Annotated in this window: 14 protein-coding genes and 1 tRNA gene; 4 read left to right on the plus strand and 11 right to left on the minus strand. The window is 61.9% G+C overall.

The features are described from left to right. Positions 1-2 precede the first annotated feature (2 nt). From ABWV64_RS12295 to purB, 3 genes are all read right to left on the minus strand, one after another. Positions 3-1,073 carry a flagellar motor switch protein FliG gene (locus ABWV64_RS12295; protein WP_353345617.1) on the minus strand — a complete coding sequence of 357 codons (1,071 nt, stop codon included), beginning with the start codon at positions 1,071-1,073 and terminating at the stop codon, positions 3-5. Positions 1,074-1,177: 104 nt separating this feature from the next. Next, complete coding sequence (locus tag ABWV64_RS12300) at positions 1,178-1,333, minus strand: hypothetical protein (RefSeq protein ID WP_353345619.1); 156 nt, start codon at positions 1,331-1,333, stop codon at positions 1,178-1,180. A gap of 113 nt (positions 1,334-1,446) precedes the next feature. Further along, positions 1,447-2,754 carry an adenylosuccinate lyase gene (purB, locus tag ABWV64_RS12305; RefSeq protein WP_353345621.1) on the minus strand — a complete coding sequence of 436 codons (1,308 nt, stop codon included), beginning with the start codon at positions 2,752-2,754 and terminating at the stop codon, positions 1,447-1,449. Positions 2,755-2,916: 162 nt separating this feature from the next. Here purB and ABWV64_RS12310 point away from each other — a divergent pair, with 162 nt between their 5' ends. Beyond that, a complete protein-coding gene (locus tag ABWV64_RS12310; protein ID WP_353345623.1) occupies positions 2,917-3,381 on the plus strand; it encodes a DUF6314 family protein in 465 nt (154 codons plus the stop codon). A 9-nt stretch (positions 3,382-3,390) separates the two neighbouring features. Here ABWV64_RS12310 and ABWV64_RS12315 read toward each other — a convergent pair whose 3' ends face one another. Next, complete coding sequence (locus ABWV64_RS12315) at positions 3,391-4,617, minus strand: bifunctional alpha/beta hydrolase/OsmC family protein (protein ID WP_353345625.1); 1,227 nt, start codon at positions 4,615-4,617, stop codon at positions 3,391-3,393. Between the two features lie 182 nt (positions 4,618-4,799). Between ABWV64_RS12315 and ABWV64_RS12320 the strand changes: the two genes are divergently transcribed. After that, positions 4,800-5,525 (plus strand): heme-dependent oxidative N-demethylase family protein, encoded by a 726-nt coding sequence (locus tag ABWV64_RS12320; RefSeq protein WP_353345627.1) that lies wholly within the window; start codon positions 4,800-4,802, stop codon positions 5,523-5,525. Positions 5,526-5,551: 26 nt separating this feature from the next. On the opposite strand, the gene ABWV64_RS12325 is transcribed toward ABWV64_RS12320, so the two are convergent. The 4 genes from ABWV64_RS12325 to ABWV64_RS12340 all read right to left on the minus strand — a co-directional run bounded on the left by ABWV64_RS12325 (position 5,552) and on the right by ABWV64_RS12340 (position 8,955). Continuing rightward, positions 5,552-5,980, minus strand: coding sequence for a glyoxalase superfamily protein (locus ABWV64_RS12325; protein ID WP_353345629.1), 429 nt, complete (start codon positions 5,978-5,980; stop codon positions 5,552-5,554). A gap of 179 nt (positions 5,981-6,159) precedes the next feature. Then, positions 6,160-6,960 carry a lytic murein transglycosylase gene (locus ABWV64_RS12330; protein ID WP_353345631.1) on the minus strand — a complete coding sequence of 267 codons (801 nt, stop codon included), beginning with the start codon at positions 6,958-6,960 and terminating at the stop codon, positions 6,160-6,162. A 168-nt stretch (positions 6,961-7,128) separates the two neighbouring features. Next, positions 7,129-8,535 carry a type I glutamate--ammonia ligase gene (glnA, locus tag ABWV64_RS12335; protein WP_353345633.1) on the minus strand — a complete coding sequence of 469 codons (1,407 nt, stop codon included), beginning with the start codon at positions 8,533-8,535 and terminating at the stop codon, positions 7,129-7,131. 81 nt (positions 8,536-8,616) lie between these two features. Then, positions 8,617-8,955, minus strand: coding sequence for a P-II family nitrogen regulator (locus ABWV64_RS12340; protein ID WP_353345957.1), 339 nt, complete (start codon positions 8,953-8,955; stop codon positions 8,617-8,619). Between the two features lie 194 nt (positions 8,956-9,149). On the opposite strand from ABWV64_RS12340, the gene ABWV64_RS12345 reads away from it, so the two are divergent. Continuing rightward, positions 9,150-10,724 carry an NAD(P)H-hydrate dehydratase gene (locus tag ABWV64_RS12345; RefSeq protein WP_353345635.1) on the plus strand — a complete coding sequence of 525 codons (1,575 nt, stop codon included), beginning with the start codon at positions 9,150-9,152 and terminating at the stop codon, positions 10,722-10,724. 102 nt (positions 10,725-10,826) lie between these two features. On the opposite strand, the gene ABWV64_RS12350 is transcribed toward ABWV64_RS12345, so the two are convergent. Together ABWV64_RS12350 and ABWV64_RS12355 are read right to left on the minus strand one after the other, a co-directional pair. Beyond that, on the minus strand, positions 10,827-11,345 hold the full coding sequence (locus ABWV64_RS12350; RefSeq protein ID WP_353345637.1) for a Hint domain-containing protein: 519 nt from the start codon (positions 11,343-11,345) through the stop codon (positions 10,827-10,829). A gap of 169 nt (positions 11,346-11,514) precedes the next feature. Then, the gene (locus ABWV64_RS12355) at positions 11,515-14,052 is read right to left on the minus strand and encodes a methyl-accepting chemotaxis protein (protein ID WP_353345639.1); all 2,538 of its coding nucleotides are present in this window, start codon (positions 14,050-14,052) and stop codon (positions 11,515-11,517) included. A gap of 260 nt (positions 14,053-14,312) precedes the next feature. Here ABWV64_RS12355 and ABWV64_RS12360 point away from each other — a divergent pair. After that, positions 14,313-14,397 (plus strand) — tRNA-Leu (locus tag ABWV64_RS12360). A 163-nt stretch (positions 14,398-14,560) separates the two neighbouring features. Here ABWV64_RS12360 and ABWV64_RS12365 read toward each other — a convergent pair. Next, positions 14,561-15,139, minus strand: coding sequence for a VPLPA-CTERM sorting domain-containing protein (locus ABWV64_RS12365; RefSeq protein ID WP_353345641.1), 579 nt, complete (start codon positions 15,137-15,139; stop codon positions 14,561-14,563). Between the last annotated feature and the right edge of the window lie 75 nt (positions 15,140-15,214).

Below are 15,214 nucleotides of genomic sequence, written 5' to 3' on the forward strand. Positions count from 1 at the left end.
CGCTACTCTTCTTCGTCCTCGTCCCCCGCGATTAGCAAGACCTCGCCCTTGGCTTCCATCTCGCGGATCGCGTTGATCACCTCGGTCATCGCCTCTTCGCCGTCTTTGGTTTTGATCTTGCCCGCGCCTTCGATTTCCTCGCGCAAGGAATCGGCCATGCGTTTGGACATGTTTTCCAAAACAAACTCGGCTGATTTGGCCATTTCGCCGCCCTGCGCCGAGGCCGCCGCCAGCGCCGTGACCAATGCGGCCTGATCGATCTCGCGGATGACCTTGGGGATGTCGCGCGGGGCAAGCCGTTGATAGATATTGGCAAATGTGAAAATCGCCTTGCGCACCTGATCGGCAAAAACCTGATCTTCCTCATCCAGCCCTTCGAGCACATCGTCGCGCGTTGCGGCGGGCGAGAAATTGAGAATCGCGCCGACGCGCTCGACCGGACCGTCGGAGAAGGCGCGCTCGGGCTGCGCATCAAGCTGCGCGGCCAGCGACAGGCCGATCCGGTCCACCGCATCGGGCGTCACCGCACCGGTGAGCGAGACCGCATAGGTGATGCGCCGCGCCTTGGCCCCGGGCAGACGGCCGAGCAATTCGGCGGCTTTCGACACGTCGATCTTGGCCAGCATCACGGCGGCCACCTCGGTGCTCTCGTTTTCGACAATCGGCAAAAGCGCCTCGACGCCCAATCCTTTGATCCGCTCCCACGGGTCGCCATATTGGCGCACGCCCGCCTCTTTGCGCAAACGCGCGGCGGTATGGGGCGAGATTTTCCCGTCCAACTGGTCCAACGCCCCCGCCAGATCACGCGGGAAGGTCAGCCCCATGCTGTCAAGCTCGTCGGCGAATTCAGAGATCACCCCCGCGAGCACATCGCGGGTGATATGGCGCATCGTGCCAAGCTGCTGCGTCAAGGAAATCTGCATATCCTCGGGCAGATCCTTGAGCCGCACTTCGGCCCCTTCGTTCAACAATAGTCGAACGATGATCGCAGCTTTCTGCTTGCGGGTCAGCCGTCCCTTGCCGCCCGAGGCTCCGGGCGAGGGCAGCTGTGCCAGCGGTGTCAGGTTGTTCATCCTGTCCCTCATAGACGTTTGCGTCAGATAAGCAGGGAAGGGTGAATTATTCCTTTCTCAGCGGCGAAAAGAGCGGGAAAATTTCCGCGCTCCGCCCGTTGAGTTCAGGTGTTGGTCTGTTTGATGCAGCTATGGGCGCTGTCGTCCCAAACCATGCCCTCGGCGCAAGACATGGCCTGTTTGGAGGCGGCGCAGGCAGAGGCCAAAGCAGGCATCACAGCCAGAACAGAGGCGAAAAACGTGACTTTCAGGAGTTTCATTTCGGCGTCCTTTCTCATGTTTCTATGCCGATCCTACCACAAAAAAGCCCCCGCGCGAAGTCTCCTTGCGCGGGGGCCAAGAGGCGCCAAAGGGCGGCCGGTATTTGCGCGGATCAGCTTTCGCCAAAGACCCGTTTGAAGATCACATCGACGTTTTTGGTATGGTAATCCATGTCGAATTTCTCGTTGATCGCCTCGACGCCAAGCGCCTCGACCACCTCTTTATCGGCCAAAAGCTCTTCGCGGAAATCCGTGCGCTCTTCCCATACTTTGAGCGCATTGCGCTGCACCATGGAATAGGCCGCCTCGCGGCTCACCCCCGCTTGGGTCAGCGCCAAAAGCACCCGCTGGCTCATCACAAGACCGGGGAATTTATTCATATTGTCGAGCATATTTTGCGGGAAAACCAACATCTTGTCGATCACGCCGGTCAATCGCGCCAAGGCGAAATCAAGCGTGATCGTGGCATCCGGCCCGATGGCGCGTTCGACCGAGGAATGCGAGATATCGCGCTCGTGCCACAGCGCCACATTCTCCATCGCGGGGATCACCGACATACGCACCAGACGCGCCAGACCGGTGAGGTTTTCGGTCAACACGGGGTTTTTCTTATGCGGCATCGCCGAGGAGCCTTTTTGACCCATCGAGAAAAACTCGGCCCCCTCAAGCACTTCTGTGCGCTGCATGTGGCGGATTTCGATGGCGACATTTTCGATCGACGAGGCAATCACCCCGAGCACCGAAAAGAACATCGCATGGCGGTCGCGCGGAATCACTTGGGTCGAGATCGGCTCGGGCGACAGGCCCAGTTTGGCGCAGACATGCTCTTCGACGCGCGGGTCGATATTGGCAAAGGTGCCGACCGCGCCGGAAATCGCGCCGGTGGCAATCTCTTCGCGCGCCGCCTTGAGGCGGGCAAGGTTGCGGTCCATTTCGGCATAGAAGCGCGCGAAGGTCAGGCCCATGGTGGTCGGCTCGGCGTGGATACCGTGGCTGCGCCCGACGCGGACGGTCATTTTATGTTCCATCGCGCGGCGTTTGAGCGCCTCCAAAAGCGCCTCGACGCCTTTGATCAAAATATCCGACGCGCGTACCAGTTGCACGTTCAGGCAGGTGTCGAGCACATCCGACGAGGTCATGCCCTGATGCACAAAACGGGCCTCTTCAGAGCCGACATGTTCGGCCAGATGGGTCAAGAACGCGATGACGTCATGTTTGGTCACGGCTTCGATCTCGTCGATGCGCGCCACGTCGAATTCCACATCCTTGGCCTTCCACACGGCATCGGCATTCTCGCGCGGGATCACGCCCAGATCGGCCATCGCATCGCAAGCATGGGCTTCGATCTCGTACCAGATGCGGAATTTGGTTTGAGGCGACCAGATGGCGACCATTTCGGGGCGAGAATAACGGGGGATCATGGGCAAAGACCTATCATTTTGGTTGCGGGCAGCGTCTCGCCCGTGTCTTTAAACGGCAGGGCGCGGCGCGGCAAGGGCAGCTCGCCTTGCAGGCGCAAGAGACGGGCGCGGCACAGGGAAGCACAGCGCAGAAGAGGCCAGCAGAGGGGCAAAAGAGGGCAGATGGCACAAGCAGCACTTCGATTGCAGCATTTCGCTGGGCGCTGGCGCATCGCGCGGCGCATCAAGGATGCGCTGGGGCCGGATGCGCAATTTGACGGCGAGGCGAATTTCGCATGGGAGGGCGCGGCGCTGGCCCTGACCGAAGCGGGGCAGATGCGCATCGGCGCGCAAAGCTTTGCCGCCACGCGGCGCTATTTATGGCGGCAGGGCGCGGGCAGCGTGATTGACGTGCTGTTTGACGACGGGCGCTATTTTCACAGCTTTGATGCGCAGATGCGCGCGCCCGTGGCCCATCACGATTGCCCGCCTGATGTCTATGACGTGGGCTATGATTTCACGGCTCTGGGGGACGCTGCGGGCCAGATCGAGCCCGCACCCACGCCGCAGTGGCACGCCAGATGGCGCGTCACAGGACCGCGCAAAGACTACGTGATGACAAGCACTTACACGCGTCTCCTCACCTAAGCGCCGCGCCTAATCGGCCAATTCGGTCACCACGCGCGAGCTGCGCTCCAGCGTGCGGTGCACGGGGCATTTATCCGCGATCTCCAAAAGCTTGGTGCGCTGGCTGGCGGTCAAATCCCCCTCCAGCCGGATCAACCGGCGAAAGCTGTCGATCTTGCCGCCCGCGCCAAGGGCGCTGTCTTGCCCGTGGACCTTGTCGTGGCACACATCGACGCTGACATGGGTGAGGGGCCATTTCTTTTTGCGCGCATACATGCGGATGGTCATCGAGGTGCAAGCCCCCAGCCCCGCGCCCAAAAGCCCGTAGGGCGAGGGGCCGCGATTGGCCCCGCCATAGGCCAAAGGCTCGTCGGCCAGAAAATGGTGATAGGGGCCGTTTTGCACATCTTGCAAGAACCCGTCCGGATCGGCCTCGCTGACGCGGATCACCCCTTCGGGGGCGCCGCGCGGCGGGGCGGGCGGCGCGAGGGGGATATATTTGCCCGCCCATGTGGCAATCACCTCGGCGGCATATTCGGCGTCCTCGGGCCGCGTCAAAAGATGGTCGGCCTCGTCCAGCGTCACGAAGCTTTTGGGATGTTTGGCGGCCATGAAAATCTGTGCGGCATTGTCGATGCCGACGACGGCGTCGCGCGGCGCATGCAGCACCAAAAGCGCCCGCCCGAGCGTGGCAATCGGCGCGGCCGGATCGCCCACTGCGGCCATATCTTGGACAAACCCGCCGCCGATGCGGAAGGCCCGCCCGCCGATATCGACCTCGGCGCTTTCATCGCGGGGCAGGGCGGTGAGGCCCTGCGCATCCGCGCCAATGCTTTGCAAAATATGCGCCGGATCATAGGGCGCGCCGATGGTGGCCACAGCGCGCAGCCCGTCGATGGCGGGCGCTGCGCGCAGCGCCGCCGCCCCGCCCAAGGAATGCCCGATCAGCAGCGCAGGGGGCAAATCGCGCCCTGCCAAAAACGCCGCCGCCGCGGTGATATCGCCCACATCGGCGGCGATCCCAGATGCGCCGAAATTGCCCTCCGATCCGCCCAATCCGGTGAAATCAAAGCGCAAAACCGCAAAGCCCATCGCCGAAAGCCGCGCCGAGATGCGCCGCAGCGCCAGCAGGTCCTTGGAACAGGTAAAGCAATGCGCCATCAGCGCCGTGGCCAGAACCGGCCCCTCGGGCATCTCCAGAAGGGCGGCGAGGCGGTCGCCTTTGTGACCCTCGAAATTGACGCGTTGGACGGGCATGGGGGTTCTCTTTCGGGGGCAGGTGGCAGGGACATGTGGCAGGGTCGCCGCAGGGGGGCGGTGCAGGGGGCAAACCTGACCCGCCCGCGCGCGCGTTGCAAGTGGGCCGCGCGCCGCCTCACGCGAATATGAGCACGCCGATCCGGCGTGACCTGCGCGGCGGGCGCGGCTAAACTGCCGCCATGACAGAGATTTTGCACAGCGCCTTGCCCGAAGAGATGCAGGCCCCGCGCCCCTTGCCAGGGATTGCGCCGCTTGATCCTTGCGCGTGGCTTGTGGTCGATGAAACCTACGGCGCGCAGATGGCCGAACGCGCGCGCCTTTGGGCGGCGCGGCGCAAAGATGTGTTTTATATGGAGCCGCGCGCCGAAGCAGCGGCTTTGGAATTGCTCGATCTGGTGCTGGCGCATCTGGCCGCCGATCACGCGGGCTTCGAGGTGGGGCCAGACACGGTGCGCCGCCCCGACGGCGAAGTTGCCCCGATCAACCGCGCCGATCCTTTGGCCACGCTCGCCCATCTGGTCCAAGAGGATTTTTGCCTCCTGCAAAAGCCCGAAGGCAGCGCGGAACATATTCTCACCGCTGCGGCTTTGTGTTTTCCGGCCAACTGGCGGCTGCATGAAAAGGCGGGCCGCCCCTTGGTGGCGATCCACGATCCGGTGCCCGAATACGGCGCAGACATCGCCAAACGCGTGCAGCGGCTGTTTGACGGGGTGCAAGCGGGGCGGCCTTTGTGGCGCTCCAATGCGCTGCGCTATGCCCACCCCGACCTCTATCATCCGGATAGCAAACCCAAAACCGGCACGCGCCCCTATCTGCGCGCCGAACGCCAGACGATCTTGCGCCTGCCGCACAGCCGCGCCGTGGTCTTTGGCATCCATACCTATGTTGTGAAGGACGGCGCATAGCGCGCCGCCCTGCCGCGGCTGCGCAGCTACCCCAAAAAGATCCGCATCTGTGGCTCGCCGTCCGAAGTGGCCGCGGGGCTGACGCCTTGGCCGTTGACGGTGCAATTCACCTGTTTGCGAAAGTTGGAGAAATGCGCCGAGGTCACCACATCGACCGCCTCGTCAAACACCAAGGTCAGCCGCCAGTTGTCGCCCGCCTCGCCCGCCGCCTTGATGCGGCCGGTAAAGGGCTGGCCAAGGTAGCGGCCCTTGACCGTATCGCCGATTTGAAACCGCAGGCGCGGCGCATCGCGCGCCGCCGCAAAGGCCGTGTTCCAGTCGCGATAGCCATATTGCGCGGCCACGGCTTCCAAAGCAGCGGAATGGGAAATCGCGGTGCCCGCATCGGCCAAAGCGGCGCGCATACGTTTGGCTTGGGCTTTGAGCGCCTCGCGTGAAGGTAGAGAAACATCCATGTTATCAAGTCCCTAAAGGGTCACATGACAAAGACGGGACGCGCATTTCCATCCATCCGTGACCAAGGGTCATGAAACGGCATATCTGTTTCAGGGCTTCACCAAACCCTCGAAGGGCGCGCGCGGCGGGGGCCTGACCCCATGGCGCGCTTTACGCCGCAGGGCGCGGGCCTGTCAAGTCATCCGTCGATGCGCGCGCCCATGATGGCGATGGCCTTTTGGTAAACCCCCGCCGCGTTCCATTCCTTGATCACGCGAAAATTCGGCTGGCCCTCCTGATAGCCCTTGCCGCGCTTCCAACCCTTTTTCGACAGGAAATTCGCCGTCGAGGCCAAAGCGTCGGAGAGGTTGTTCATATCCAGCCGCCCGTCGCCATTGCCGTCCACCCCGTATTTTTCCACATTGCCAGGCAAGAATTGCGTATGGCCCAACTCGCCGTGTTTCGCGCCGATGCTTTTGGGCGAGACCACGCCGCGATCCACAAGCCGCAAGGCGGCGAGCGTGTGGCCGGTGAAAAACTCCGAGCGGCGGCAATCATAGGCCAGCGTCGCAATCGAGGAGACGACATTGCTGTCGCCCATGAAATTGCCAAACCCCGTTTCCATGCCGTGAATGGCCAAAATCACCCCCGCAGGCACGCCATATCGTTTCTCCAGCCCGCCGTAAAAGGCCGCATCGCGCGCCTTGCGTTTGCGCCCCTGCGCCACGATGGTGTCGGCGCCGCGCACCCGCATGAATTTTTCGAGACTGTATTTGAACGATTTTTGGTTGCGATCGGCGGCGATGGTGCGGCTGGCATATTGCGTGCCCTTGAGCGCCGCGAGGCCTTTGGATTTAACCCCCGCCTTTTTCGCCTCCTTGGCAAAGGCGGCCTTCCACGCCTCAAAACCGGCGGAGGTATTGCCGCAAGGCGCGGCGACGGCGGGCGCGGCCAGACCCAGCGCCAAAACGATGCAGGTGGTTTTCAACAGATGCGACATAAACGGCCCCCCAAGGCGAAATGGTAACTCCCCCGCGACTTTAGCGGGCGCGGCGCGCGGGGCAAGCCCATAGGGGCAGGGCACGCAGGCACGCCGCCCGAATGCCGCCCGAACGCAAAAGGGGCGCCCGCAATGGACGCCCCTTCGTTTCGCAGCAATCCTAAGGGATTAGCAGCTATAGTACATTTGGAATTCGACGGGGTGAGGCGTGTGCTCGTAGCGCTCGATCTCTTCCATCTTCAGGTCGATATAGCCTTCGATCTGGTCTTTGGTGAACACGTCACCGGCCAAGAGGAAGTCCATGTCTTTTTCAAGCTCTTCCATTGCTTCGCGCAAGGAGCCGCAAACCGTCGGGATATCGGCCAGCTCTTCAGGCGGCAGATCATAGAGGTTTTTGTCCATGGCTTCGCCCGGATCGATCTTGTTCTTGATGCCGTCAAGACCGGCCATCAGCAGCGCCGCAAAGCACAGGTAGGGGTTCGACGCGGGGTCGGGGAAACGTGCTTCGACGCGTTTCGCCTTGGGGCTTTCCGCGAAAGGAATACGCACACAGCCCGAACGGTTGCTGGCCGAATAGGCGCGCAGAACCGGCGCTTCAAAACCCGGGATCAGGCGTTTGTAGCTGTTGGTCGAGGGGTTGGTGAAGGCGTTGAGCGCCTTGGCGTGCTTGAGGATACCGCCGATGTAATACAGCGCCTCTTGCGACAGGTCGGCGTATTTGTCGCCTGCGAACAAAGGCTTGCCGTCTTTCCAGATCGACATGTTCACATGCATACCGGTGCCGTTGTCGCCTGCGATGGGCTTGGGCATGAAGGTCGCGGTTTTGCCGTAGGCATGGGCGACGTTATGCACAACATATTTGTATTTTTGCAGCTCGTCGGCCTGTTTGGTCAGCGTGCCGAAAACGAGGCCAAGCTCGTGCTGGCAAGAGGCAACCTCGTGGTGGTGCTTGTCCACTTTCATGCCCAGACGCTTCATGGTCGAGAGCATTTCAGCGCGGATGTCGTGGGATTCGTCGGTCGGGTTGACGGGGAAATAGCCGCCCTTGACGCCCGGACGGTGGCCCATGTTGCCCATCTCATAGTCGGTGTCGGTGTTCCATGCGCCGTCGATTGCATCGACTTCATAGGACACTTTGTTCATCGTGTTGGCGTATTTCACGTTGTCGAAGAGGAAAAACTCCGCTTCGGGGCCCATATAGGCCGCATCGCCGATGCCCGAGGATTTGAGGTAAGCTTCGGCCTTTTGCGCCGTGCCGCGCGGATCGCGGGCATAGGATTCGCCGGTGTCCGGCTCGACAACCGAGCAATGGATGCAGAGCGTTTTTTCCGCATAGAAAGGATCGATATAGGTGCTCTCGGTGTCGAAGACCAATTTCATGTCCGAGGCTTCAATCGATTTCCAGCCTTCGATCGACGAGCCGTCGAACATAAAGCCGCCTTCGAGGAAATCTTCGTCGACCTCATCACAGATCACTGTGACGTGCTGCAACTTGCCGCGCGGATCGGTAAAACGGACGTCGAGATATTCGATCTCTTCGTCTTTCATCTGCTTGAGAACTGCTTGAATGCTCATTCCCTTGTCCCTTCTCGTTTGGAAATGGTGGTATTCGCGGCGGCGCGCCAATGGGGACGCACCGCGCAATTGGGTGCGCGATCAGATCGCGTCAGAGCCGCTTTCGCCGGTGCGGATGCGGATGGCTTGTTCGACGGGCGAGACGAAAATCTTGCCATCGCCGATCTTGTCGGTCTTGGCCGCGGCGATGATGGCCTCGATGGCCCCATCCACGAGATCGTCTTCGAGCACGACTTCGATTTTCACTTTGGGCAGGAAATCGACGACATATTCCGCGCCGCGATACAATTCCGTATGGCCCTTTTGACGGCCAAACCCTTTGACTTCGATCACCGATAGCCCCTGAACGCCAACGTCTTGCAACGCTTCTTTTACTTCGTCCAGCTTGAACGGCTTGATGATCGCTTCGATCTTTTTCATACGGGCGGCCTCCTCGTTTTCTGTCATGGCGGTGAGATCACTTTCCCCCAGCCGCCTCAATTGGCTAAGCTGTCTCTACGCTGGGAGCCAAGGGGAATCCAGAGTAGCTGCCTCAATATTGCGCTTTGTGCGTAAAATTTACGCAGTTTAAAAACGATTATCGCGTCCCGACCGCCTTTGTCGCAGGAAACCATATGTCCGAATTGCTCACATCCGCCCAAATGCGCGCCATCGAGACCGCCGCCATCGACTCAGGCGCGGTCACCGGCCTTGAATTGATGGAACGCGCGGGGCGCGGCGTGGTCGAGGCGATCATGGCGCATTGGCCACATCTGGCCAAATCCTCCTACCGCGCCGTGGTGCTGTGCGGGCCGGGCAACAATGGCGGCGACGGCTTTGTCATCGCGCGACTGCTCCGGCAAAGCGGATGGGAGGTCACGGTCTTTCTATATGGAGATGCGGCCAAACTGCCCCCCGATGCGCGGGCGAATTTTGAACGCTGGAGTGCCATGGGAGAGGTCTTGCCGCTCAGCGAACGCGCGTTTCGCACGGGCGGCCGCAACATCGCCGATCTCTACATCGACGCGATTTTCGGCACGGGGCTGAGCCGCGCGCCGGATGGGGAACTGGCGCAGGTGTTGCGCCACCTCGGCGGGTCCGGCGGCGAGGATTACGCCTCGCAAATTGTCAGCGTCGATGCGCCCTCGGGGTTGTGCCTTGATAGCGGGCGTATTTTGTCGGCCGATCCCAACGGCGCAGGGGCTATTGAGGCCCGTTTTGCCGCTCTCACCGTGACCTTTCAATCGGCCAAGGCGGGGCATTACCTTGCCGATGGTCCTGCCGCTTGCGGCAAGCTGGTGGTCAAGGATATCGGGCTGGGGGCCGCCACACCTGCGCCTCCCCAATCTGTCAGGCTGGCCGCTGCGCCGCATCCCGCGATTTTGTCGAAAACGTCCGACACGCACAAATATTCCTACGGCCATGCGCTGGTTCTGTGCGGCGCTTCGGGCAAAACCGGCGCGGCGCGATTGGCGGCGCGCGGGGCGCTGCGGATCGGGGCGGGGTTGGTGACGCTCGGCGTGCCCAAGGCCGCAATCCCCGAAGTCGCGGCGCAGGTCACGTCGGTCATGACCCTGCCCATCGACAGCCCCGAGGACCTGCGCGCCGCGCTGACCGACACGCGCATCAATGCCATCTGCCTTGGGCCAGGATTGGGGGTGGAGCGCGCGGCGGCCTTATTGCCGGCGGCTTTGGAGGCGCGGCGGCGCATGGTTCTGGACGCCGATGCGCTCACCGCCCTGTCGCAAAATCCTGATCTGATGGGTTTGCTGCATGAGGAGTGTATCTTGACGCCCCATGCGGGCGAATTTGCGCGTCTTTTCCCCGAGATTGCCGCCAAATTATCCGCCCCCGCGGTCTCCGGCCCCGCCTATTCCAAGGTCGATGCCACACGCGAGGCCGCCGCCGCGGCGGGCTGCACGGTTTTGTTCAAGGGCGCCGATACCGTCATTGCCGATCCGAACGGGCGCGCCATCCTCGCCTCGGCGCACTATGATCGCGCCGCGCAGTGGCTGGCCACCGCCGGATCGGGCGATGTTCTGGCGGGGTTCATCACGGGGCTTTTGGCGCGGGGAGTGCCGGTATCGCGCTGCGCCGAAATGGCGGCCACTTTGCATGTGGACTGCGCGCGCAGCTTCGGGGCAGGGCTGATCGCCGAAGACCTGCCCGAGCAATTGCCGCTGGTGATGCGCGCACTTGGCCTCACCTGAAGCGGCTCTCATATGCAAAAAGGCCCCCGATCAAGCGGGAGCCTTGTTGAAATTTAGGTCACGTTTTGCGTGAAACCTGTGAGACGCTTGAAATAGCGCGGCTCAGGCCGCCTCGGCCTTGACACGGCGCGCTTGCAAAAGCGGGCAGGAGACCTCAAGCCCGTCGGCATAGATCACATGTTCGCGGTCGAATTCGACGATATGCAGCGTCACGTCGCGGGCGGCCTGCAAGGTGACAAATTCGCCATCGGCCAAACGGCGCGCGGGCACCAATGCCTGTTTGCTGCCGAACAGCGCCTCGGCGCGCCAATCGCGGATCAGCACCTCTTGGCTCGCGGGCAAGGTCACATCGCTTTCGGGGCGCGCATGGCCCAAAGATCCGGCCTTGATATGAACGGTTTCGATATGCGCCAAACGGCGGTGCACGGCGCGCACCACGGCCATGCCGCTGTCACGGGTGATGACCCGATCTCCGGGGGATAGGAATTCCACCGGCATTTCGCCTTCAAGGGTCAAGACGACGCTACCGGCCATAAGGCCTTGGTTGCGTTGGAGTTCTTCACTATGCGCTGCCTCGGCAGATTGCTCTGCTGCGGTGCGCCGGACCGTATTCGGTTTCATGGCGTTTCTCGCTGTTATCTGCCTCAATTTATTAACCTAGATTAAGGCAGCATTAAGGACATTCCTAGGGCATTTCACGGCCCGCGCGCCCATTGCGCCGCGGTTGTGACCGCGATGCCATGGGCGCGCATTAGGGTGTTTCCTCAATGAATCGAGAGAGATGCGAGGATCAGGCGACATCAGCCTCGTCATAACCCGCGCCGGCCTCGTCTCCGGCGAAATCGTCGTAACCGTCGCTTTTTGCCGTTCCATCGACGCTAAAGAAGCCGATCAGATCGCGCAACGTCTCGCTGTTGCGGGCGAGGGTCTCGGTGACGGCGGCATATTGCTGTGTCAACTCGGCGTTCTGGTTGGTGGCCACGGCGATTTCGGCCACGGCGCCCTGCGCGGTTTGCGCGCGCTCGTTTTGCGCGCTGGAGCGTTCGGCAATCGCCGAGATCATCACCACCAAGGGTTCGATCCCCTCTTGGATCTGTTCGAAAACCTCGCCGCTGCCCTTCACATGGCGCGCGCTGCCTTCGACCTCGCGCACGTTCTCGGCGATCAGCGCGGCGATCTGTTGCGATGCATCGGCGCAGCGCGCCGCCAGCCCGCGCACCTCGGTCGCCACCACGGCAAAGCCCTTGCCCGCCGATCCGGCCCGCGCCGCCTCGACCGAGGCATTGAGCGCCAGAAGATTGGTCTGGAAGGCGATCTCGTCGATGGTGCTGGTGATTTCGGCAATGCGGCTGGAGGCGGTTTCCACATGACCCATGGCGGTGATCGCCTCGCTGACCGTGCGGGCGCCGCCTTCGGCCACATCGCGCAGGGTCTGCGCCATTTTCGCGCCGCCATCGGCCTCTTTGGCATTGTCGCTGGCCCCGCGGGCGAGGGCCGAGATGGTCTCGCTCGACGATTGCACGGCGGCGTTTTGCTCTTCGGTGCGCGCGGCCAGTTCGACCCCCGAACGCCCGAGGTTGTCCGCCGTCTCTCCGACCAGCCGCGCCGATCCGGTGATGTCATTGACGATCTCGGCCAGAACCTGCGTGGTGCGATGGGCGGCGTCGCGGATATCGCGGAACACACCTTGGTGATCGGCGCGCATCTCGCGGGTCAAATCGCCCTCGGCCAATCCGGCCAGAACCATGCGGATGTCTTCCAGCCCGCTTTGCGTCACCTGCGAAATCCGGTTCACGCCTTGCGACAATTCAAGGAAGGTGCCGACCTTATCCTCTTCGGGCACGCGCTGCGAGAAATCCCCGTTCGAGCAGGCCTCGACAACCTTGGCCAATTCGGCAGAGGCCTTGGCATCGCGCTCGGCGGCGGCTTCGCGCTCGGCGCGCTGCTTGGCCTCAAAGCGTTGCTGCGTCTCGATCGCCTCGCCCGACAGTTTCACGATGTCATTGATCGCGGCGCTGAGCGTGTGGAAGGTGCCGGACTTGTTTTGCAGATCGATAAAGAGGTCGAATTGCCCCTCCTTGCAGCGGGCAATCACCTCGGCGATTTCCTCGACGGCGGTTTTGCGCGCCGCATCCTCGGCGGCAATCGCGGCTTGGCGCGCTGCACCATTGTCGCGAAACACCCGCAACCCGCTGGCGATCTGGCCCAATTCATGACGGCGCACATCGGGGATCGACACATCGGTATTGCCATCGGCCAATTCCGCCATCGGCGCGAGAATTTGTGCCAAGGCCTTGCGATAGCTGCGATAAATCGCAAAGCAGAACACACCGGACAAGAGCAGGGCCACGCCCAGAAGGATGAAGTTTTGCATCACGGCTGCCTGCGCTGCGCCAGCTGCGGCATCGGCGTCGGCTTGCAAAATCTCGCCACTTGCGTTCTCGAGCGCGAGCAGGGCTTCGATCTTGGTGGTGATGGCGGCGAACCATTTGTCGACGGTGATCTCGCCCATGGCCAAGGCATCATCATCGAGAATATAGGCGCGCCATTCGTCGATCTGCAGCGCCGCATCGCTCATCAGAGCTTCTTGCAACTGCGCGCCCACCGAATCGTTGGAGGTGGCCAGAATGTGGTTTTGCAAGGCGCGTTGCTGGTCGATCAGCCCGCGAAACCGCGCGAGGGTTTGCATCTCGAAAACGCCGGTGCCGGTGTCGCCGGAGGCGGCCTCAAGCCCGCCTGCGCCCACCGCGCGCTCCAGCCCCGCCATGTCCTTGGCGGCCAGAAGCGTCGAATGGCGCTGCATCAGATAGGACAGCCGCCCCGACGGCACGCTTTGCGCCAGATCGCCCACAGCGGCAAAGGCCGCATGGTGGAAATTGGTGTAATTGCCCGCCGCTTCCAAAGGCGCAATCTCGAAGGCGTCCACCGCCGCGCGCCCCGCCAGAAGCGTGGCCAGATGTTGCGAAAGCGCCTGCACCCGCTCGGCGGCGGAGGGCGGCAAAAGCGGCAAGGCCTCGGCAATATCGGCGTCAAACGTCGCCCGTTCCAGATCGACACGGCTGCGTTGCTCTTGCAATTCTGCGGTGAATTTCTCGCCCCGAGAGGTGAGGAAGACCACGCTCATGCCGCGTTCGGTTTGCAACTCATGCACCAATTTGCCCACCTCGCGCGTCAGTGCGGCGTAATGGGGCAACGAGCCAAGCTCGCGCGAGCGGTCCATTTTGTCGCGAAGCTGCATTTGCGCGAAAAACAGCGCCACCGCGAATCCGATCGCGATGAACAAAAACATGATGTGACCGATGGAGAGCCTTGTGACGATACGGGACATGCGTGACCTCGGGTTTTGAAACGGGTTTGGACCCCGTGTAGCAAGTCAATCGCCAAGAATTCGTTACCCTACGTCGGGCGGGCGCGGCGATTTATGTCGCATTTGAGCAGTGCCGACCGCGCCAGCCCCCTTTCGGCAAGGCCCGCGCCGCCGCCCTGCGCCATCTCGATCAAGGCGTGATTTTCCACTCGCCACCGGTTTGAGGATTTGCTATTGCACGGCTCACCCGACCACGGCGCGCAGGCGCGGGGCGGGCGGATGCGGGTGTGGCGGAATTGGTAGACGCACCAGATTTAGGTTCTGGCGCCGCAAGGCGTGGGGGTTCAAGTCCCTTCACCCGCACCACAGGTTTTCAACACACACAGCCGCCCGTCACGGCAAAATGGCACGCGGCAGGGCGCCGATGCGGCAGCTTTGATCGCTGGCCGCCCGCGCAGGCCACAAAATTGCACAGCCACAAAAAAAACGGGCCGCAGATGCAGCCCGTTTGTTGTTATATCCCAATCGCTTATGCGGCTTTCTTGCGCCGCGCGGTAAAGCCCAGAGCGCCCAGACCGACGAGCAGCAACGGCATCGCCGCAGGCAGCGGCACCGCAGGGGCGGCTTCGGAAATCGACCAGTTGCCGGCCTCTGAATAGGGATCCGCGAAGCCAAAGTTGGATCCGCCCGACACGCCTAAACCGGTGTTATAGTGGTAGGCAGAGGCGCCAAAGTTATCCACGCCATTATCGGTGAAGGAACCATAGAAGGTGCTGCTGCCCGAGATATTGCCGCCGGCATCGGTGCTGAAACGGGTCACGCCGGTGTTTCCGCCGAACGTATATTCCGTCCCCGCCCCCCAATAGGCCGAATAGCTGCCGATGGTGATCGTCGTGCTGAGGAAGTCCTGATCGGTGAAAACCGTGGAGATCGACGAGCCGCCATTGTCGGCCAAAAGGCTGACGGTCACGGTGTCGCCCGCCTCGAAATATCCGGCCAGACCGGTTTCCACGGTCGATGTATATTCGATTGTGTATGTTGCCGCATTGGCAAGCCCCGCCGCCGCGACGGTGCCTGCAAGAACCAAAGACCCAATGATACGCTTCATAAAAATACTCCCATAAATCCGTTGGATGAAATTATCCAACAAAACGAACCTATCGCAATCGGGCGCAAATAGACA

The organism is Litorivita sp. NS0012-18 (assembly GCF_040371945.1).
Taxonomy (GTDB): domain Bacteria; phylum Pseudomonadota; class Alphaproteobacteria; order Rhodobacterales; family Rhodobacteraceae; genus Litorivita.

Excerpts from the sequence above, each read along its gene's own strand:
- purB (WP_353345621.1), bottom strand. The coding sequence starts at position 2,754 with ATGATCCCCCGTTATTCTCGCCCCGAAATGGTCGCCATCTGGTCGCCT.
- ABWV64_RS12325 (WP_353345629.1), bottom strand. The coding sequence starts at position 5,980 with ATGGATGTTTCTCTACCTTCACGCGAGGCGCTCAAAGCCCAAGCCAAA.
- ABWV64_RS12320 (WP_353345627.1), top strand. The coding sequence starts at position 4,800 with ATGACAGAGATTTTGCACAGCGCCTTGCCCGAAGAGATGCAGGCCCCG.
- ABWV64_RS12345 (WP_353345635.1), top strand. The coding sequence starts at position 9,150 with ATGTCCGAATTGCTCACATCCGCCCAAATGCGCGCCATCGAGACCGCC.
- ABWV64_RS12330 (WP_353345631.1), bottom strand. The coding sequence starts at position 6,960 with ATGTCGCATCTGTTGAAAACCACCTGCATCGTTTTGGCGCTGGGTCTG.
- ABWV64_RS12365 (WP_353345641.1), bottom strand. The coding sequence starts at position 15,139 with ATGAAGCGTATCATTGGGTCTTTGGTTCTTGCAGGCACCGTCGCGGCG.
- ABWV64_RS12340 (WP_353345957.1), bottom strand. The coding sequence starts at position 8,955 with ATGAAAAAGATCGAAGCGATCATCAAGCCGTTCAAGCTGGACGAAGTA.
- ABWV64_RS12300 (WP_353345619.1), bottom strand. The coding sequence starts at position 1,333 with ATGAAACTCCTGAAAGTCACGTTTTTCGCCTCTGTTCTGGCTGTGATG.
- ABWV64_RS12315 (WP_353345625.1), bottom strand. The coding sequence starts at position 4,617 with ATGCCCGTCCAACGCGTCAATTTCGAGGGTCACAAAGGCGACCGCCTC.
- ABWV64_RS12355 (WP_353345639.1), bottom strand. The coding sequence starts at position 14,052 with ATGTCCCGTATCGTCACAAGGCTCTCCATCGGTCACATCATGTTTTTG.
- ABWV64_RS12295 (WP_353345617.1), bottom strand. The coding sequence starts at position 1,073 with ATGAACAACCTGACACCGCTGGCACAGCTGCCCTCGCCCGGAGCCTCG.
- ABWV64_RS12350 (WP_353345637.1), bottom strand. The coding sequence starts at position 11,345 with ATGAAACCGAATACGGTCCGGCGCACCGCAGCAGAGCAATCTGCCGAG.
- glnA (WP_353345633.1), bottom strand. The coding sequence starts at position 8,535 with ATGAGCATTCAAGCAGTTCTCAAGCAGATGAAAGACGAAGAGATCGAA.
- ABWV64_RS12310 (WP_353345623.1), top strand. The coding sequence starts at position 2,917 with ATGGCACAAGCAGCACTTCGATTGCAGCATTTCGCTGGGCGCTGGCGC.